Source organism: Streptomyces yatensis, assembly GCF_018069625.1.
GTDB lineage: Bacteria > Actinomycetota > Actinomycetes > Streptomycetales > Streptomycetaceae > Streptomyces > Streptomyces yatensis.
The window spans coordinates 6,942,156-6,960,552 of record NZ_CP072941.1 but is presented as its reverse complement, the minus strand read 5'-3'; the positions used below and the strand labels follow the sequence as shown (position 1 = coordinate 6,960,552).

At 68.8% G+C, this 18,397-nt stretch carries 16 protein-coding genes; 10 read left to right on the top strand and 6 right to left on the bottom strand.

Features of this window, described 5'->3' with window-relative positions:
* Positions 1-80: 80 nt before the first annotated feature.
* The 5 genes from J8403_RS28765 (at position 81) to J8403_RS28745 (ending at position 4,468) form a co-directional block, all read left to right on the top strand.
* A complete protein-coding gene (locus J8403_RS28765) occupies positions 81-506 on the top strand; it encodes a Fur family transcriptional regulator (protein ID WP_137965691.1) in 426 nt (141 codons plus the stop codon).
* A 198-nt stretch (positions 507-704) separates the two neighbouring features.
* The gene (locus tag J8403_RS28760; RefSeq protein WP_211125697.1) at positions 705-1,043 is read left to right on the top strand and encodes a hypothetical protein; all 339 of its coding nucleotides are present in this window, start codon (positions 705-707) and stop codon (positions 1,041-1,043) included.
* Entirely contained in the window at positions 1,043-2,479 is a 1,437-nt protein-coding gene (locus J8403_RS28755; protein WP_211125696.1) for a hypothetical protein, read from the top strand. The genes J8403_RS28760 and J8403_RS28755 overlap by 1 nt, the downstream gene beginning before the upstream one ends.
* Positions 2,480-2,500: 21 nt before the next feature.
* Positions 2,501-3,331 (top strand): hypothetical protein, encoded by an 831-nt coding sequence (locus J8403_RS28750; protein WP_211125695.1) that lies wholly within the window; start codon positions 2,501-2,503, stop codon positions 3,329-3,331.
* Positions 3,332-3,343: 12 nt separating this feature from the next.
* Positions 3,344-4,468: a glycoside hydrolase family 18 protein gene (locus J8403_RS28745; protein ID WP_211128473.1), complete on the top strand. Its 1,125-nt coding sequence runs from the start codon at positions 3,344-3,346 to the stop codon at positions 4,466-4,468.
* Positions 4,469-4,656: 188 nt separating this feature from the next.
* Here J8403_RS28745 and J8403_RS28740 read toward each other — a convergent pair whose 3' ends face one another.
* On the bottom strand, positions 4,657-5,496 hold the full coding sequence (locus J8403_RS28740; RefSeq protein ID WP_211125694.1) for a LysR family transcriptional regulator: 840 nt from the start codon (positions 5,494-5,496) through the stop codon (positions 4,657-4,659).
* Between the two features lie 92 nt (positions 5,497-5,588).
* Between J8403_RS28740 and J8403_RS28735 the strand changes: the two genes are divergently transcribed.
* A complete protein-coding gene (locus J8403_RS28735; protein ID WP_211128472.1) occupies positions 5,589-6,326 on the top strand; it encodes an SDR family oxidoreductase in 738 nt (245 codons plus the stop codon).
* Positions 6,327-6,692: 366 nt separating this feature from the next.
* Positions 6,693-7,859 (top strand): Cmx/CmrA family chloramphenicol efflux MFS transporter, encoded by a 1,167-nt coding sequence (locus tag J8403_RS28730; protein ID WP_211125693.1) that lies wholly within the window; start codon positions 6,693-6,695, stop codon positions 7,857-7,859.
* An 880-nt stretch (positions 7,860-8,739) separates the two neighbouring features.
* On the opposite strand, the gene J8403_RS28725 is transcribed toward J8403_RS28730, so the two are convergent.
* The 3 genes from J8403_RS28725 to J8403_RS28715 are packed head-to-tail and all read right to left on the bottom strand — an operon-like array spanning position 8,740 to position 13,716.
* Positions 8,740-9,060 carry a hypothetical protein gene (locus J8403_RS28725; protein ID WP_211125692.1) on the bottom strand — a complete coding sequence of 107 codons (321 nt, stop codon included), beginning with the start codon at positions 9,058-9,060 and terminating at the stop codon, positions 8,740-8,742.
* 1 nt (position 9,061) lies between these two features.
* Positions 9,062-13,324: a DUF6531 domain-containing protein gene (locus tag J8403_RS28720; protein WP_246586030.1), complete on the bottom strand. Its 4,263-nt coding sequence runs from the start codon at positions 13,322-13,324 to the stop codon at positions 9,062-9,064.
* The gene (locus J8403_RS28715; RefSeq protein ID WP_211125691.1) at positions 13,321-13,716 is read right to left on the bottom strand and encodes a hypothetical protein; all 396 of its coding nucleotides are present in this window, start codon (positions 13,714-13,716) and stop codon (positions 13,321-13,323) included. Before J8403_RS28715 ends, J8403_RS28720 begins: the two co-directional genes overlap by 4 nt.
* Before the next feature lie 190 nt (positions 13,717-13,906).
* Between J8403_RS28715 and J8403_RS28710 the strand changes: the two genes are divergently transcribed.
* Positions 13,907-14,845 carry a DUF6924 domain-containing protein gene (locus tag J8403_RS28710; RefSeq protein WP_211125690.1) on the top strand — a complete coding sequence of 313 codons (939 nt, stop codon included), beginning with the start codon at positions 13,907-13,909 and terminating at the stop codon, positions 14,843-14,845.
* Between the two features lie 160 nt (positions 14,846-15,005).
* Here the strand turns inward: J8403_RS28710 and J8403_RS28705 are convergent, their stop codons facing one another.
* A complete protein-coding gene (locus J8403_RS28705) occupies positions 15,006-15,599 on the bottom strand; it encodes a dihydrofolate reductase family protein (protein ID WP_211125689.1) in 594 nt (197 codons plus the stop codon).
* Between the two features lie 71 nt (positions 15,600-15,670).
* Here J8403_RS28705 and J8403_RS28700 point away from each other — a divergent pair, with 71 nt between their 5' ends.
* Positions 15,671-16,249, top strand: a complete 579-nt coding sequence (locus J8403_RS28700) for a TetR/AcrR family transcriptional regulator (RefSeq protein ID WP_211125688.1) — start codon at positions 15,671-15,673, stop codon at positions 16,247-16,249.
* A gap of 126 nt (positions 16,250-16,375) precedes the next feature.
* On the opposite strand, the gene J8403_RS28695 is transcribed toward J8403_RS28700, so the two are convergent.
* Positions 16,376-17,209 (bottom strand): helix-turn-helix transcriptional regulator, encoded by an 834-nt coding sequence (locus tag J8403_RS28695; protein WP_211125687.1) that lies wholly within the window; start codon positions 17,207-17,209, stop codon positions 16,376-16,378.
* A 117-nt stretch (positions 17,210-17,326) separates the two neighbouring features.
* Between J8403_RS28695 and J8403_RS28690 the strand changes: the two genes are divergently transcribed.
* Positions 17,327-18,391 (top strand): aldo/keto reductase, encoded by a 1,065-nt coding sequence (locus J8403_RS28690; RefSeq protein WP_211125686.1) that lies wholly within the window; start codon positions 17,327-17,329, stop codon positions 18,389-18,391.
* Positions 18,392-18,397: the final 6 nt, after the last annotated feature.

Genomic DNA, 18,397 nt, shown 5'->3' with positions numbered 1-18,397 from the left:
CACAATGGCCGGGCAGAAGACGCAGTGGGCGCGGAGAGAGCCCCGAGAGCGACGGAGCATGTGAGGTTGAGGAGGCAGCTGTGGTGACCGCGGGTCCCCCAGTACGCGGCCGGTCCACCAGGCAGCGCGCCGCGGTGGCGGCGGCACTGGACGAGGTGGACGAGTTCCGCAGTGCGCAGGAGCTCCACGACATGCTCAAGCACCGCGGCGACTCGGTGGGCCTGACCACTGTCTACCGCACCCTCCAGTCCCTCGCCGACGCCGGCGAGGTCGACGTCCTCCGCACCACGGAGGGCGAGGCGGTCTACCGCCGCTGCAACAGCGAGGAACACCACCACCACCTGGTCTGCCGCGCCTGCGGCAAGGCGGTGGAGGTGGAGGGCCCGGCCGTCGAAAAGTGGGCCGACGCGATCGCCGCCGAGCACGGCTTCGTGGACGTGGCCCACACCATCGAGATCTTCGGCACCTGCGGCGACTGCGCGGCGGCGAAGGCCGCACAGGATTGATCTCCCCTCCGCGGGGCTAGTCCCCACTTCGCAGGGCCACCTCCTACGGTCCGCGTCTCCCCCTCCACGGTCCGCTTCCAGGGTCGTCACGGCCTTGTACTGAAAGCACGGCCGAACGCGCTTCGCCCCGCTTCATCGGCGGGGCGCCGGGTACGGTGCCAAGTACATGAACATTACGGCTACTTGGGGGGAAGCCTGATGTCCTTGTTTCCTGATCTACCGGGGCTGCCGGACCTCTTCGTCGATCCGCCGTCTCCGAAGAAGAGCGCGGGCGCCTTCCACACCACCAGCGCGGCGGGGCAGAACAAGACCAAGCTGGACGACTCCGAGGCCGCCGGGAAGGCCCATTCGGGGTGGGCTCTCGCGGGGCCCAACCAGGAGTGCGTCACGGCGTGGCGCGACCGTCTGCACGAACTCGGCACGTCGGCCAGAGAGGCGGCCGCCGCCATCACCGATGCCATGGACGACTACATGGACACCGACCACTCCATCGAGGCGGAACTCCGCAAGGACGCCCGCTGGCTGGAGGGTGCCTGATGGTGTCCGTACCCGACCTCCGGTCCGCGAGCCCGCAAGCCTGGCGCGACGCCGCCACCGACGCCCTCACCGCTGCCAAGCACTGCGACGAGATCGGCACCTCCGCCCGCGATGATGTGGCCCGCACCATCGAGAAGCAGTGGGTGTCCGACGCGGGGCTCGCCGCCCGCCGCACCTTCGTCAAGCACGCCGAGGACTACGAAGCGGCGAACCTGGCGTTGCGCGAGCTCTGCCGCGTCTACGACGACCTGGCCGACGAGATCGAGGCCGCCCAGCGCGATCTGAGCAGCGCGCTCGGCTACGCCAAGGACCATGAGCTGTCCGTCGACGACAGCGGTCGCGTCTCCCACGCCAAGCCGGTGGCCTCCGATCCCGGTGACGACAGTCAGTCGGAACCGGTCCGGCACGCCCAGGGCATCATCGAGGGCGCCTTGTCCCGCGCGACCAAGGCCGACACCACGGCGGCGGCCGCGCTGCGGACCATCAGGGGCCTCACGGAGATCTCCGATCCGAAGCTGGTCAAGGAGGCGCTGAAGAAGAACAGCCCGCTGGCCATCGCGCTGCGCCTGACGGGAGCGCCGGACGGCCCGCATCAGATCAACGTCTCCCCCGCGCAGCTCGCCGCCGTGGAACGGGCCGCGAAAGAGACTGGAATGAGCAAGACGCTGCTGCTGTCGATCCTCTGGCAGGAGCAGCAGTGGTACCAGAACTACGACAAGGACGGCCGCGGCATCCTGCCGACCATCGGCAGGATGTTCAACTGGACGCTTCAGCAGACGATCAAGCCGGACAAGTCGCTCGGCATCACGCATATGAAGCTGGGAACGGCCCGGAACGTCATAGGGCAGCACCGACAGGCGTTCACCACGCCGGACGGCACCTATCTGGGAGACCTCAGCGATGCCCAGCTCACCAAGTACATCGAGGAGAACCCCGACGAGGACATCCGCCTGAGCGCCTACCACCTGCAGGAGTTGCGGAAGAATCCGTACGGCTCGGACACGGACAAGCAGTTGTTCATGCTCTACGCCGCCGACACTCCCGACGTCCGCGAGAAGAACGAGCAGTACGGGGACGACTCGGACCACCGAGGGGGCGACATCAAGGCCCGCGGCGAGAACTGGGACAAGCTCCAGCCGCGCCTCGAGGACGCCAAGGCATGGGAGGCCCTGAGCGACGAGGAGCGCCAGAAGGCCCTGGAGCAGTTGGAGGGCGACACCCCCAAGGGGCACTCGTTCACCATCGACCCGATCTACGGCGACGATGCGCACGGCACCGGCACCGGCGAGCCGGAGCCCGGCACACCGTCGCCGGAGCCCGGGCCCTCCCCCACCCCGCCGTCCGATTCCTCAGGCGGCAAGGATGACGGGGGCGGAGACAAGAAGCCGACCGAGCCCAGCCCCGGTCTCACACCGCGTCCCTCGGCGACGGGCTAGGCCCCCTGAAGAAGTGAGTTCATGAAGCGAGTGATCAGCGTGTTCGCGGCGGGGGTGGCCATGGCCGTCCTCGCCGCGTGCGGCAACACCACGCAGAACGGCACCGACTCGTCGCCCAGCCCGAGCGCCACGATGCCGGGCAACGTGCCCACGAAGCCCGAGTACGCGAACGCCGACGCGGTCGTGAAAGCCCTCGAAGCGGGGGGCGTCCCATGCGAGGTCACCCGCCGCTCGCAGGGCGGCAGCGCCGGAGGAAGCGGCCTCGGATGCGCCTCCGTCATCGACGGCACCAAGTTCGAGAACGACATCCAGGTACTGAACCCGAAGAAGTTCAGCCGCGCCGAGATCGGCGAGTCCATCGCCTCCCACAGAGAGCCGCCGACCAGCCACACGTTGGTTGCCGCTGGTCACTGGTTCGTATGGGTCACCGAGCCCCGCTTCGCGAACCGGATCGCGGCCGCTCTCGGCGGTGTCGTGCTGCCGCCCAAGAAGGCCAAGATCCCCGCGTATCCGCTCCCGGACATCCCCCGCACACCCCGCTACCGGACCGTCGGCGCCCTCGCCGACGACGTCGCGGAGGCGGTGGGCTGCGACGACCGGAAGCAGCGGTCGGACACGGTGCTGACCTGCACCACCGGCAAGAGCACCGGCGCGCCCAACTGCGCCACCCTCGCCCTGCACGCCTCGGACGCCGACCGTAACGCGGTGCTGCGCGAGGCCATCGCCTACAAGGGCGTGCCCGCGACGCTGGTCACGGCCGGCAACTGGACCGTCAACCTCTGCGACTACGACCTCGGTTCACGCGTCGCCGACGCCCTGCACGGCACGGTCGTGTCGTACGACGGAGGCTGACCGCCGATGCCCATGCCGACGCCCTCAGGAAACCCCGACGGCGCTCCTGCCCGCACGCCTCGCCGAGCGGGCTCCGCCCTCGGGCGCGGGAGGTCGGCGTTCGTACGCCACTGGTCCCATCCGTGCCTGAAGTGGCCCAAGCGGGTCGCCGCGGGCACCACCGTGCTCCTGGTCATACCCTCCGTGACCGCCGGAGTGTCGCTGCGGATGCAGTACGCGGGAGATCCCGCCCCCGGAACGCATACGCGCGAGCGGGACGCGGTGTGGCTCGGGCACGCCTGGGTGGACGGACGCAATGGCGAGGGCCGGCTCGCCGAGCTGGTCCAGCGGGTGCGCGGCACCGGCATCCGGGACGTGTATGTCCACGCGGGCCCGCTGGAGCACGACGGCTCCCTGCCCGCCTCGCGCTACCCGAAAGCCCGCTGGCTGGTGGACGCGGTGCGGCGCGACCTGCCCGGTGTGCGCGTCCAGGCGTGGCTCGGCGACGTCCTGTCCACCGAGGGCCAAACGGGGATGGACCTCGGCGAGCGGGCGACGCGCGAGCGAGTCGTGCGCTCGGCCCGCCAGGTGCTGGACGCGGGGTTCGCGGGCGTCCACTTCGACCTGGAGCCCCTGCACTCCGGCGACCGGGACTACCTGTCGCTGCTGGACGCCGTGCGCACGGTCACTCGCGCCCACCGCGCACCGCTCTCGGTGGCCGCGCACCAGATCGATCCCCTCCCCTCCCTCCACTCCGTCGCGGGTTTCGTCGCCGGTCACCCCAAGTGGTGGACGCAGTCGTATTTCGGCGCGGTCGCCCGCCGAGTCGACCAGATCGCGGTGATGTCCTACGACACGGCGCTGCCGCTGGAGAGCCTGTACGGGGGCTATGTGGCCCGGCAGACGCGACTGGCCCTGGAGGCGACCCCACGCGACACCGACCTGCTGATGGGCCTCCCGGCGTTCCATACCGACGACATCGGCCACCACGAATCGGCCGAGACGGTGGCGGCGGCCGTCCGGGGGGTCCGCCTCGGCCTGAGCCGCGAAGACGCGCGCCGCGAGCGGTTCGGTGTCGCGCTGTATGTGGACTTCGCGGCGACGCCGGGTGACTGGGCCGCGTACCAGAGGGGCTGGGGTGCGCCGGGATCGGATTGATCTCCGTCGCGGGCTTCGGTCCGGGGTCACGCTGTCGTGCGTCGCGGGTGTCCCCGCGGGCAACCCGAGATCAGTACAGCCGGGCAGCCGGGCAAGGCTCGCGGCTACCCGGCGGTCTTCATCGCAGCGCTGCTGCCGCAGTAAATGCCGGATTTACTGCGGCAGTGCCGATACGGCCTGCCAGCCGGTCAAAGGCGTGTCGCTACGCGGATCAGGTCGGCGACCGTGCGAAGCCGGCTCTGCGGCGGCCAGGCGATCACCGTGGTCACGGGCGGGGCATCCAGGACCGGCACGGCGGCGAGATCCCCGCGCAGGCCGGTGCAGGCGGACTCGGGGATGATCACGGTGGCGCGGCCGAGCGCGATCAGCTGGAAGAGCTGTGTCAGGTTCCGTACCTCGGGTCCTGGTCCCTCCGGGTAGCCGCCACCAGGGCCGGGCCAGCGCGCCATGGGAAGTTCCGGCAGTGCGGTGACCTCGGCCGCCCGGATCCGGGAACGGCCGGCCAGGGGGTGAGCGGTGGGCAGGAGGGCCACCTGTGCCTCGGTGCGCAGGGTTTCGGTGTCGAGTCCGGCCGTCGAATCGAAGGGCAGGTGCAGCAGGGCCACATCGGCTTGCCCGTTCCGCAGCAGTTCCTGATGCTGATGCGCCTCGCAGAGCAGCAGATCGACGGTGGCCGCGCCGGGCTCCGCGCGGTAGGCATCGAGGAGTCTGGCCAGCAACTCGTCGGCGGTGCCGGATTTGACGGCGAGAACGAAGCTGGGGCGCCCTCGCCCGGCTTGCCGGGTACGCCGCTCGGCCGCGGCGACCGCGCCGAGGATCGTGCGGGAGTCGGACAGCAGGACGGCCCCGGCCTCGGTGAGGGTGACCTTGCGGCTGGTGCGCTCGAGGAGCGTGACCCCGAGCTGTCGTTCGAGCCGGGCGATGGCGCGGGACAGGGGCGGCTGGGCCATCTCCAGGCGCTGGGCGGCCTTGCCGAAGTGCAGTTCCTCGGCGACGGCGACGAAGTACCGCAGCTCGCGTATCTCCATGGGTGCACGGTAGCCGCGAGGATGGCCGATCGATGCCGTCCGGGTATCGCCGCACTGCCGAGGTGGTGTTGGTGCCCGGTCGAAGCGCGGCCATGCTCGATGCCATGAGTGAGACGACGATCGCGCTGGTCACCGGCGCGAACAAGGGAATCGGGTACGAGATCGCGGCCGGCCTTGGCGCGTTGGGATGGAGCGTCGGTGTCGGCGCCCGGGACGAGCGGCGTGGGGCGGACGCCGTGGCGAAACTGCGCGCGGCGGGTGTGGACGCGTTCGGCGTGCCCTTGGACGTGACCGACGACGAGAGCGTGACCGCCGCGGCGCGGCTGATCGAGGAGCGCGCGGGGCGCCTTGACGTGCTGGTCAACAACGCCGGCGTCGCGGGCGGCTGGCCGGAGGAGCCTTCGACCATCGACCTGGGGACCGTGCGGCGGCTGGTGGAGACCAACGTCATCGGCGTCATCCGGGTCACCAACGCGATGCTGCCGCTGCTGCGCCGCTCGGCGCACCCGCGGATCGTCAACCAGTCCAGCCACGTCGGCTCGCTGTCCCTGCAGACCACGCCCGGCGTCGACCTCGGCGGGATCAGCGGGGCCTACGCGCCGACGAAGACCTACCTCAACGCAGTCACCATCCAGTACGCCAAGGAGCTGAGCGGCACGAACATTCTGGTCAACAACGCCTGCCCCGGCTATGTGGCCACCGACCTCAACGGATTCAGCGGTACACAGACCCCTGAACAGGGCGCGGCGATCGCCATCAGGCTGGCGGCGCTGCCCGATGACGGCCCCACCGGTCAGCTCTTCGACGACAAGGGAGTCGTACCCTGGTGATGTTCCGATGTGTTCCCGCTCGACCGGGGCTGCGGCTCAACACGCCCCACCTTGATCTCCGTCGGGGTTGTGGGTACGGTGCCCGACGTGACGAGCCCTGAATCAGACAGAGCGGAGCCGCCGGTCGTTCGGCGGCGAGCAGTTGTCTGAACCGCTGACCTGACTTTTGGGTCCATCTCGCTTCCAGCGACCGGACACGACTCCGTGTGTCTGGTTCCGTTTCGGGCTTGCCGTATCCAGGCGTAGTCATGACGTCTTCATGGTCGTCATAGCTCGTCGTGGCTCGTCGCGGCTCGTCGTGGCGTAGTCCGACATCCAGCACGCGGCTGTTCTTGCCCGCATCCGCTCTTCGCTGGAGTCGACCTCTTGCCTGTTTTCCTCTACGTCCTCGCGCTCGCTGTCTTCGCGCAAGGAACGTCCGAGTTCATGCTGTCCGGTCTCGTACCGGGCATTGCCCAAGACCTCGCCGTGTCGGTGGGAGCCGCGGCGAGCCTGACGTCCGCGTACGCGATCGGGATGATCCTCGGCGCCCCGGTGATGGCCGCGCTGAGCGCGCGTTGGCCACGGCGGAGGGCCCTGGCGGGGTTCTTGGCCGCGTTCGTCGTGGTCCATGTGATCGGGGCGGTGACGACGAACTTCGCCGTGCTGTTCGGTACTCGTATCGTCGCCGCCATCGCCAATGCCGGTTTCCTGGCCGTGGCGATGTCCGTCGCGACGACCCTCGTCCCGGCGTCGCGGCACGCCAGGGCCACCGCCGTGCTGCTGTCCGGGGTCACGCTGTCGTGCGTCGCGGGTGTCCCCGCGGGGGCGTTGCTCGGGGAGTGGTCGGGCTGGCGCTCGGCGTTCTGGGCCGTGGCGGCCCTGTGCCTGCCCGCGCTGGCTCTGGTCTTCCGCCGGGCGCCCGCCGACGCGGCCGGTCGGGAGGATGTGTCGATCAGGCGCGAAGCGCGTGTGGTGGCGTCGCGGCCGGTGCGGCGGGCCATGGTCCTCGCGGCGGTCGTGAACGGCGCGACGTTCGCGACCTTCGCCTACCTGGCCGTCATCGCCACGGACATCACCCACCTCCCAGGGGCCGCCGTCCCCGCCCTTCTCGCCGCGTTCGGGGTCGGCGCCTTCGTGGGGGTGACCACGGCCGGCCGTAGGGCCGACGGCGGGTTCGGGAGGGGCCTGCTCCTGGCCGTGTGTGCCCTGCCGGCCGGCTGGGCGGTCCTGGCCGCGACCAGCCCCTATCCGGTCCCGCTCTTCATCATGACGATCCTCCAGGGCGGCCTGTCGTTCGGCATCGGCTCGACACTCGTCACACGTGTCATGCGTACGGCCTCCCAGGCTCCCTCGCTGGGCGGCTCGTTCGCCACGGTCGCGCTGAACGCGGGTGCGTTCTCGGGCCCGTTGGCCGCGGGCGTCGTGACGGAGACGACGGGCGACTACCGGGGGGCGGTGTGGGTCAGCGCCGCGCTGGCCGCGATGGCGGTGGGCGCGGTTGCCGCTTCGCGGGGATGGGGTGCGGGCGTGGGGGTCGAGGAAGCCGGGTAGTGATGTCGGTCCGCGCTGCGGGGGCTGGGCTTTCGCAGCGCGGGTGCGGCGTGGGGGCTGGAGGCTCGCACGATCACGGCTGTCGCCGAGGGGTGCCCGTGGGGTCGGCTGCGAAGACTGGCGCCGCTGCCGCACGGGCGTGCGATGCTGGTCATCAGCGGCCAGCCATGCAGTTCGAGCGTTCCGTACTCTTCGTCAACCACGTCAACCAAGTCGTCTTTCAGCGCCTGATCGACCTCTTGGATGGACGATCCGGCGACACCGTTCACGCGCCCCCATTAGTGCTGCACAGCAACGGTCACATCCCGCGGGTCAGGCAGCGCTACCGGTGCCTCGTCGGGATTAGTCTTTGCACCCCATTCCGTCCGGTCAATCACTGGAACACTCCGATCGGCCACTTCAACCACCCCCACACGCCCCACCGGCGGACCAGGGGGAGGCGAATCGATGACGATGACCTGTAGGAGCGCACCAGTGTCCTGGTCAACCTTCACCTCCACGGATCCACCGTATGTGCCATCGATAATCCAATAGAGAGGCCGCCGGGGCCCCGCGGCATCCCAAATCACCTTGAATTCAATCCAAGGGTCTGACTCCAAAGCCGCATCGCCACATTCAAGCCAATCAAGAACCCGGGGCATTCTCTTCTCGCTCATCCTTTATAAAGTGCATGCACAAGTGCAGGAAGCGGGTCAGTCGGGCGCTGACTGAACTTCAACTCCCAGTCTCCGACATCGATCTGCACGTTGATCCGCGACCCCCAAACGGCTGTTCGCTCATTCTGCCGCTGAAAAGAGCTTGTTCGGCACATTGCATTCAGCCGCTTGTAGATGCCTGAACAGACGCTCGACAGCCGTCATCTTTCCTCGAAAGAGCCGGTTCACTCGGGGTCGACTCGTGTCAGATGCCCCCTGTGCGACCCGGTCGCCACCATGTCCTTCACGGCATTGAACATCTCACGAGCCCCCGGCTTCCTAACAATCACCAGATCCGAGCAGGCGAAGTACCCTCCGTTCAGGAACTCCCCAGTATGTGACCACCTGTCCAGAATTCTGCCAACTTCGGAATAGGTAAGGAAAGTGGCCGCCCACTTTTCACCATTGGGCAACTCGACCCACCCATCGGCGTTCTCGACCGTCTCGGGAGAGTCCCCACCAAGCTCGATCTCGATTTTGAGACCGTTCTCGCTGATTTGATACATGTCAGTGACCGTAGAGTTTCATGAGGCGATTGATGACCTGTTGCTCATTTTTCTTATCCGACTTACCGAGAATCTCTATTCCGTCGGAGGTCTCCTGGAAGAATACACGACCACCATTGCTGCCTCGCAGGTACCGTACGTTCGATCCCGGCAGGGTCTTGGTACCGATTCCCGGATTGTCGTTGCCTTCCCGATACTTGGCCACGAGGTCATCCAGGTCATGCTGGACCCGCTCGTCCTTTCCTGCCTTCTGGGCGGCCCGCACGAGGAGTGGGTCATCGTGAATCTTCGACGTGACCTTGACACACTTAAGGCCAAGCGGATCGGCCCACCCCATAGGATTGACCACATATCCGTGGTGGTTGGGGGCAGGGTCCAGGCCAAGTGGGTCTGGGCTGGTGTAGCGGGCTGTTTCGGCGTCGTAGTAGCGGAAGTAGTTGTAGTACAGGCCCGTTTCGAGGTCGACGTATTGACCAGGGAAGCGGAGAGGGCAGTCAACGGCCTCCAGGCTTATACGGGAGGGGAAGTCCGTCCCCCAGACGGTGGTGCGGTGTTGCCAGGACAGGTCACCGGCCGTGGTGACCAGCTCGGTTGGGGTGCCGACCAAGTCCGTGACGATGGCGTGGAAGCCGGGTGGCGTCTCGTCATCGGCGCCCGTGAATTTCTCGATGAGGGATGCGCCGGGCTCCCGGATCAGCGGGGTGTGATCGGTCTGGGCCAGGGGGCGGTGGGTGCCTGGGGCGTAGTCCCAGGTGGTGTGTTTGCCCTCGGGGGTGGATTGCTCGACCAGGCGGGTGTCTTCCCACGTGAAGTCCACCGATTCGGTGACCGTGCCGTCTTCGCCCAGACGTTGTTTGGATATGCGGCGGCCGAGTGGGTCGTATGTGTAATGCCAGTGGTCGCCGTCCGGCGTCGTCGCGTCGGTGAGGCGGTCTTCGGCGTTCCAGGTGTAGGTCCAGGTGCGGGTCTGACCGTTGAGAAGTTTGCGGGTGCGGCGGGTCAGGCGGCCCTGGGTGTCGTGTTCGTACGTCGTGCGGCCCGCTCGGTGGATGATCGTCCCCGAGAACTCCCGGTCGCCGGGTGATCCGTGCGCGGGGGCCGTTGCGTGGGTGAGGTTGCCTGCCGTGTCATACGCGTATGTCTCGGTCCAGCCGTGGGCGTGCACCCCCGTCACGCGGCCTACCGGGTCCAGGTCGAAGCGGCGGGTACCGGAGGTCAGTTCGCGGATCTCGGTCAGGTAGCCGTCCGGGCGGTACGCGTATGCACGGTGTTGGAGGATGCGGTTCGCTTCGCTGCCGCGGGCCTCGCCGATCGTTTGTGTCGTGAGGCGGTCCGCCTCGTCCCAGGTCTGGGTCAGGGTCACACCCTCGCCCAGGCGGCGTTCGGTTTCCCGTCCCGCCGCGTCGTACGTGAAGGAGAGGGTTCCCGAGCCGTTGTCGAGGCACGTGGGGCGGCCCGCCTCGTCGTAGGTCCAGGCGCTCGTCAGGCCGGACGGCGTAATGCGTTCGGTGCGGCGGCCAACCGCGTCATACGCGTACCTCGTCGTCCGGCCGTTGACCGTTTCTGACAGGACGCGACCCAGCGCATCGCGTTCGATGGTCAGCTCGGCGTCCGCGTTGGTCGCTTGGGCCAGTTGGCCGACGGCGTTGTAGGCGAAGGTCGTGGTCTCGCCCGCGTCGTCCCGCTGCTCGACGGCACGGCCCAGCGCGTCCCGGGTGAAACGCATCGTCTCGCCCGCGCCGTTGGTGCGGGTCAACAGGTCGCCGGCCGCATCGTGGGTGTAGGTGAGGGTGCGGCCGTTGAAGTCGGTCTCGGTGGTGAGGCGGCCCGCCGGGTCGTAGGTGTAGGTCCAGGTCAGGCCCTGGGGGTTGGTGACCTCGGTCAGGCGCAGCTCGGTGTCGTACGCGAAGGCGTACGTCGCGCCGTCCGGCTCCGTACGGGTCGCCGGGACGTCGAAGTGGGTGGACGTCTGGTGGGTGGTGTGGCCCGCCGGGTCCGTGTGGGCGAGGAGGTTGCCCTCGCCGTCCCAGGTCCAGCTCTCCCGGGCCCCATCCGGCTCCTCGCGCCACGCCGGTTTGCCCTCGGTCGTCCAGCCCATACGGGTGGTGTGGCCCAGCGGATCCGTCGCCTCGACCACCCGGCCGAAGGTGTCCCGGCGGACGCTCGTGGTGTGCCCCAGCGGGTCCGTTACAGCGATGGGGAGCCCGGCCCCGTCCGGGGTCAGACGCGTGGTGTTGCCCAGCGCGTCCGTCACCTCGGCCAAGTGGCCCCGCTCGGTGTAGCCGTAAGCGGTGGTCGCCCCCGCCGGATCGGTCGTCGAGAGAAGATTCCCCGTGTCGTCGTACGCGTGGCGCCACGTCCCGCCGCCCGGCTCGGTGACCTCCACCGGCAGGCACAGGTCGTTGTACGTGGCCTCCGCCCGCGCCCCGTCCGGCAGGGTGACGCCGGTCAGGTTGCCGTCCTCGTCGTACCCGTAGTGCGTCGTACGCCCCAGGGGATCCGTCACCGCGACCTTGCGGTCGCCGCGCGCGTCCCATTCCGTCAGCGTGGTGTGGCCCAGCGGATCGGTCTCCTCGATCAGCTGACCGTCGGCGTTGTAGCGGTACCTCGTCGCGTGGCCGAGCGAGTCCGTGTAGACGGTCGTCCGCGCCGCGTCGTCGTACTCCAGACAGCCGTTGTAGACGCCCTCGCTGCCCTCGGTGCGCACCACCCTCCCGTCCGGCCCATACACGTACCGGAACGACGTGCCGTTGCGGTCCGTCCACGACGTCACCCGCCCCTCGCCGTCGTACGTGAACCGCAGCGGCTCGCCGCTGGAGTTGATGACCTCGGTGAGGTTGCCCGCCTCGTCGTAGCCGTAGCGCATCACCACCGTGCCGCCCTCGCGGCTCCGCTCGGGGGCATAGACCGACGGCGCCTCATCCAGGAGCCGCAGCGCGGTGACCCGCTGGCCCTCGGCGTCAACGGCCAGGTAATAGCCCCCGGAATGGCGCACGGCCAACGGGGCGCCGCTCAGGGCGCGTTCGATCTCGATGCGGGCGCCGTTGCGGTCCTGCAGGCTCTCCAGAGCCAGGTAGACCGCGCCCGTCTCCTCCGTGGCGGAGGGACGCACGAACGTCCGCACCACACCCGTCTGCGGATCGGTGACGGTCATGACGCCGTCCGGTTTGCCGTCCCATTCCAGCGGCCACCGCGCGCCCTTCGCGGGCAGCGTCGGCACGCCCGGCTCCGGCACCGGATACACCAGCCGCATCCCGTCCGCGGCGGCGAACACCACGCCCTCCGCATCCAGTTGGATCCGCTCGTCCAGCAGACTGGCCCACGTCGGGCCGAACCACACCCCACCCCGGTACGAGGACACATGGGTGCGCTCGAAGACCAGCGGCAGCGAACCGGGCAGCGTCAGATCGGTCTGCTCCATCAACATCGCACCCGTCGCGATGTCGATCGGCTCACCCGTACGCGGACACTGTTTCGTCGGCCGGGCGGCCGGACCCTCCTCCACGAGATTCGGCCGCAGCGACGGCACCTTCGGCGGCTTGAGCAGGTCCGGGACACCAGTGAGCTTCGGCATCACACCGGGCTTGAGCACCCCCAGCCCCGCGCCGAAAATACCGCCGTCGATCATGCCGTCCTTGGCGGCCTGGTTGACCTCGTCCAGGCTGAAGCCCTGCTGCTGCCCCAGGGCGATCTTCACCGGCTGGGCCACCGCCGCGTCGATCGTCACCGACAGCACGCTGGTGAAGACCGCGCCGGTGAAGATCTCCGCGGCCAGCGTCGCCACCGCCTCCTCCACCGCGATGCCCAGCCCGCTCGCCATCGCGATGATCTCCGCGGCCACCTCGTCCGAGGCACCGCCGGTGAACGGGGTCAGCAAGAGACCACCGACCAGCGCGGCCGCGTCGATCGCGATCTGCGCCTTCAGCGCGTCGATGGCGTCATCGACCTTGTCGGCGAACTTCTCCAGGAACTTCGCCATGTTCCGGGCCGACTTGGCGAGATTGCTCAGCCACCCCTCGTCCTTGCCCTTGGCGTAACGCCCCCAGAACGTCTCAAAGGCGTCGATCGCCTCACCCTTGTTGTGGTGGATGAGCGTCGTGGCCGCCTTGTCGGTGGCCACCCGCACATCGTCCACACTGTCGGCGAACGTCCGCCAGGCGTCGGCCGCGTGGCGCAGCGTGCCGGAGTTGGCGTCCGGCCACCACATGCCGAGCTTCATGAGGAGGGCCTTGGCCTTCTCCTCGATCTCGCTCCCGAAACTCACCGATGACCGCCCGCGCCCGGACCCCGGTCATGACCGGAGCCGTGCTTGGCCTTGGTGAACATGCCCTCGATCAGCTTGTCGTTGTCGACATGACCGTCGGCCATGTCGTTCATCGCCTCATAGATGCTGGTCAGCCCGAGAACGAGAATGCCGGCCGCCGACTCGATGTGCTTCTGGTTCGGCTTGTACTGCTTGCCGAAGTCCTTCCCCGGCTTGTCATCCCCCCACGGCTCCCCATAGCCGTCCAGCGTCGTGATCAGCTTCGTCAGCGCCTCACTCAGCTTCACCGACTGGTGGTGGAAGGTGGGCGCGACGGACTTGATGTCCGCCACCTTGATGTCCAGAACCTCGCCGCCGCCGTGCCCGCCGCCGCTGCCGCTGCCGCCGCCCATGCGACGCCTCCCCCGTTGAGCGTTTGTCGTACAAAGCTTCCAGGCTAGGGCGGCGAACATCATGGACCGTTCAATGTGGTCTCTACAACGAGCAAAGAGTGCCGACCTGGAACGGCTCGGCCGCGACGTCACACCGTCGGGCTGGTGGGTTAGTGTCCTGGTCCCCGCGCCAGTCCTTCGAAGGAGGGTCATGTCCTTTCCCGAGCTTCCCCAGCCCGCGCCTGGTGAAGTGCTGTTGGTGTGCACCTGCTACAAGGACGGTGAGGCCCTGTGGGGCGGGCTGGTCGACGGGATCGGGGGCCGTCGAGAAGGCCATGCGCTCATCCTTGAGGGCGGGGTGCGGCTCCGCCTCGTCGAAGGCCAGGGGTGGGACTACCTGCACGGCGGTAACGTACCGGCGCTTGTCCCGGGCGGCGGCCTCGTGCCGCCCGTCGTCGTCCTGGCGGACATCCCCGTGGTGTACGGCGGGGACGGGCCGTTGCTGGTGGACCTGGCGGTGATACCCGGTCGCGGTGTCCGGGTCCCGCCGGCCCGGCTCGGCGAGATCCTGGCCGCCCTGCTGGGCGGCCGGCTCGCGTTCGACGACCTGGTGCGCGACATGGACGTGTACGGCATGTACCAAGGGGACGGTGGCCGACCGGCCTTCCCCACGCCGACGGTGCCGCCGCTCCGGTCCTTCCCCGCACTGCCCGCCACCGAGGCGGCCCTGCTGGTCCGCACCTCCTTCGACGACGAAGAGGGCTGGCGCGCTCTGCTCGACGAGTTGGGCGGGGCCGACGAGGACGGCTGGGTCGGCGCGGACGTGGACCCGGATGAGATCGATCCGGAGCACTACCCGTTGACCGCGCTGGTCGTCGACGACCGGGCCTTCGAGGGCCTTGGACCGGGCCAGGTCCCGGTGCTGGTCCCGCCCACGGAACACACCACGCTGGTCGCGCTCGCCGACGCCACAACCTTTGCCGAGCCCGGCCGACCGCTGACCGTCGTCGACCTGTACGACACCCCAGGGCAGTCCGCCGTGCTTCCGTGCCGCCACGTCGGATCGCTGGTGTGCAACCTGGAGATCAGCAACATGGACTTCCACGAGTTCGTCGCCGTGGAGGGCATCGAGCCGTGGTGGGAGGGCTGATCAGCGATGTCCGGCGGGATTGGTTCGGCCGTGGCGGCCAGGCCGAATTCGCTCCGGATTCCGCCCGCTTCCGTGACCAGCCGGTAGCGGTCTGCGGGTCCTTGACGGCGACGACATTGCGGCGGCCGGCAAGAGAGATAAGTCCATGGGTCATGCGGCATCAGCTGCGGGTGAGGTGGGTGAGGGTGACGCCGTTGGGGAAGGCCGTGCGCTCGGCGACGTCGAAGACGGTGGGGTCGAAGGCGCCGTCGAAGACCGGGACTCCGGCCCCCGCGACGACCGGGTAGCTCTTGATCACCAGCTCGTCGACCTCGGGCAGGAGGGCACCCGCCAGCTTGCCACCGCCGCAGAGCCACACGTCCAGCTCCGTGTCCTCCTCCCGCTTGAGCTCGCGTACGAGGGCGAGCGGGTCGCCCGGGACGACGGTGACGGCCGGGTCGATGTCGGGCTTGAGGGTGCTGGACACCACGTACTGCCGCAGATGCGCGTACGGACTGCCGACGCCCGCGTCCAGGGCGGGGCGGTAGGAGCCGAGGCCCATGACGACGGTGTCGAAGTGGCGGTTGGGGGCGTCGGCCAGGCCGGCCGCGTCACGGAAGGCGGTCGGGACCGTCTCGGGGAAGAGTGCGTTGGTCCAGGCCGCGTAGGCGGCGGACTGCTGTTCGTCGCCGCCGGGGAAGAAGTCGAACTCACCGCCGGGGCCCGCGATGCGGCCATCGAGCGTGACGGCGACGTAGTACACGAGCTTTCGCATCCTTTGGAGCTCCATCCGTAGTACTCTGCCTGAAGTGGTGTGAACGTAGTACTACAGATGGAGTGGTGTCAATGGTTCGACGGAACGACGAGCGGCGCGCAGCACTCGTCGACGCCGCGATCGAGGTGTTGGCCAGGGACGGCGCACGCGGCCTGACCTTCCGGGCGGTGGACACCGAGGCCGCTGTCCCCGCCGGTACGGCATCCAACTACTTCGCCAACCGCGACGATCTGCTCACCCAGGCCGGCGCCCGTGTCTATGAGCGGCTCCAGCCCGACGAGGCCACGATCGCCCGCCAGCGGGCGGCGGGCCGCGACCGGGAAACCTACGTGGAGCTGATGCGTGAACTCGTCGGCCGCGTCGCCTCGTTCCGCACCGGCTATCTGGCGCTGCTGGAGCTCCGCCTCGAGGCCACCCGCCGCCCCGCGCTGCGTACGGTCCTCACCGAGCGGGTGCGGGCCGACGTCGATGCCAACGTCGCCTACCACGAGGCGTCGGGGCTCCCCGGTGACGCCATGGCCGTCAAGCTGCTGATACTGGCGCTGAACTGGCTGATCGTCGAGCAGCTCACCTTGCCGGACGTCTTCACGGAGGCGGAGCGGGACCGGCTGGTGGCGGTCGCGGTGGAGCGCATCGTGGCGGCGGAGTAGGGCGGGCGGTGGCCTACGTGGCGGGCGGTGGCGTACGTGGCGGGCGGTGGCGTACGTGGGGCGCGGGGCATGCGGGCCCCGATCATGCCACCCGCGCGCTCACGGTCTGTTGCGGACGGTTCGACCTCACCGTGCGCACAACCGGTCCAATACCGCCCGGCTCTCCTCATCCGCAGGACGGAAGATCACCAACCGCTGCTCCGGATCTTCCAGCGGTATCAGCACTTCGAAATCCACCGCGATCACACCGCCGTCAGGATGCCGCATCACCTTGTGCCCGCGGCCATTGACCTTGATGTCCCGCTCGGCCCACAATCGCGCGAATTCCTCGTCATGAGCGATGAATTCGGCAATGCGGTCGGTCAACGCCCGATCCTCCGGATGCGTGGCCCACGCGGCGCGCAGATGGGCGACCCCCTCCCGTACGACGCGTTCCCGGTCGACGTAGAACTCGCGTATGTCCGGGTGCATCAGGCACAGCCACATCGCATTGCGCTGCGCCGGAGGCAAGGTGTCGAAATCAACGAGCACCCTCGTCATTTCGTGGTTCCAGGCCAGGATGTCGTAGCGGTGGTTCATCAGCATGGCCGGCAGCGGCGACAGGTCGGCGACCAGCCCGGCCAGCGGCGGCGCCGCGGTGGTGGCGGGCTTGTCGGCGTTGCGCGGGCGCTGCTGGGTCAGGTTGAAGAGGTAGGCGCGTTCGACGGGGGCCAGGCGCAGCGCCCGGGCCAGCGCCTCCACCACGTCCGCCGAGGGCCGCAGCCCGCGGCCCTGTTCCAGCCGCACGATGTAGTCGACGCTGACCCCGGCCAGCTCGGCGACCTCTTCGCGGCGCAGTCCCGGGGTCCGCCGGGCCTGCCGGCGCGACGGGAGGCCGAGATCGCGCGGGTCCAGCCGTTCGCGCCGGGCCCGCAGGAACGCGGCCAGCTCCTGTGTGGTGTCCACGGTGGGGGTCGTCATATGCGTTCCAACAGCGAGGGTAGGACTGGCCTTCCCAGGAACTTCTTTCCCTTACCCACGGCTCACGGCGGTCACAGGCTGGTGCTCGACAACGGATCACGAGCACAGGAGGACACCATGTCGCTCACCCTCGACACCTACCGGCTGTTGGGCCGCTCCGGGCTGCGGGTCTCACCGCTGGCGCTGGGCGCGGCGACCTTCGGCACCGAATCGGGCTGGGGAGCCGAACAGGACGAGGCGCGCAAGCTGTTCGACGTCTACGTCGAGCGAGGCGGCAATTTCATCGACACCGCCAACACCTACAGCAATGGCACGTCCGAGCGCATGCTGGGCGAATTCACCCGCGACAACCGCGAAAGCCTGGTGCTCGCGACGAAATACACGACGCTGCGCCGGCCCGGCGACCCGAATTCCGCGGGCAGTCACCGCAAGAGCCTGTTCACCTCGGTGGAGGCGAGTCTGCGACAGCTCCATACGGACTACATCGATCTGCTCTATCTGCACGTCTGGGATTTCACGACACCGGTCGAGGAGATTCTGCGCGGCATGGACGATCTGGTCCGGCAGGGCAAGATCTTGTACGTGGCGATCTGCAACGCCCCGGCCTGGCAGGTTTCCCGCATGCAGACGATCGCCGACCTGCGCGGCTGGTCGCCACTGGTCGCGCTCCAGATCGAATACAACCTGATCGAGCGCACCGGGGAACGCGACCTGATCCCCATGGCACGCGAGATGGGGCTGGGTGTGCTCCCGTATTCACCCCTGGCCGGCGGGGTGCTCACCGGCAAGTACAGCCGCGACGACCTGACCGCGGCGAACGTCGCCTCCGACGACGGCACCCGCAAGAGCTTCAACCTCGCCTTGGGCACGCTCACCGAACGTAACCTCGCCATCGCCGATGTCGTGAAGGAGGTCGCCACGGAGCTGGGCGTCACACCCGCCCAGGTCGGACTCGCCTGGACCCTGCGGAATCCGACCGTGACGGCACCCATCATCGGCGCCCGCACCCCCGCGCAGCTGGAGGACAATCTGGGCGCCCTGTCGGTCGACCTCACCGCCGCCCATCTGGCCCGCCTCGACGAGGCCAGTGCGATAGGGCTCGGCTTCCCGCACGACATGCTAGCCAGTGACCACATCCGCAATGTGACCGCGGGTGACCTGAAGCTCGAACCCCGCCGCTGACCGGGC

What these genes read in the sequence shown, in the direction of transcription:
- J8403_RS28745 (WP_211128473.1), top strand. Translation starts at nt 3,344, where the DNA reads ATGCCGACGCCCTCAGGAAACCCCGACGGCGCTCCTGCCCGCACGCCT.
- J8403_RS28725 (WP_211125692.1), bottom strand. Translation starts at nt 9,060, where the DNA reads ATGTATCAAATCAGCGAGAACGGTCTCAAAATCGAGATCGAGCTTGGT.
- J8403_RS28735 (WP_211128472.1), top strand. Translation starts at nt 5,589, where the DNA reads ATGCTCGATGCCATGAGTGAGACGACGATCGCGCTGGTCACCGGCGCG.
- J8403_RS28695 (WP_211125687.1), bottom strand. Translation starts at nt 17,209, where the DNA reads ATGACGACCCCCACCGTGGACACCACACAGGAGCTGGCCGCGTTCCTG.
- J8403_RS28760 (WP_211125697.1), top strand. Translation starts at nt 705, where the DNA reads ATGTCCTTGTTTCCTGATCTACCGGGGCTGCCGGACCTCTTCGTCGAT.
- J8403_RS28690 (WP_211125686.1), top strand. Translation starts at nt 17,327, where the DNA reads ATGTCGCTCACCCTCGACACCTACCGGCTGTTGGGCCGCTCCGGGCTG.
- J8403_RS28740 (WP_211125694.1), bottom strand. Translation starts at nt 5,496, where the DNA reads ATGGAGATACGCGAGCTGCGGTACTTCGTCGCCGTCGCCGAGGAACTG.
- J8403_RS28700 (WP_211125688.1), top strand. Translation starts at nt 15,671, where the DNA reads ATGGTTCGACGGAACGACGAGCGGCGCGCAGCACTCGTCGACGCCGCG.
- J8403_RS28705 (WP_211125689.1), bottom strand. Translation starts at nt 15,599, where the DNA reads ATGCGAAAGCTCGTGTACTACGTCGCCGTCACGCTCGATGGCCGCATC.
- J8403_RS28710 (WP_211125690.1), top strand. Translation starts at nt 13,907, where the DNA reads ATGTCCTTTCCCGAGCTTCCCCAGCCCGCGCCTGGTGAAGTGCTGTTG.
- J8403_RS28715 (WP_211125691.1), bottom strand. Translation starts at nt 13,716, where the DNA reads ATGGGCGGCGGCAGCGGCAGCGGCGGCGGGCACGGCGGCGGCGAGGTT.
- J8403_RS28750 (WP_211125695.1), top strand. Translation starts at nt 2,501, where the DNA reads ATGAAGCGAGTGATCAGCGTGTTCGCGGCGGGGGTGGCCATGGCCGTC.
- J8403_RS28755 (WP_211125696.1), top strand. Translation starts at nt 1,043, where the DNA reads ATGGTGTCCGTACCCGACCTCCGGTCCGCGAGCCCGCAAGCCTGGCGC.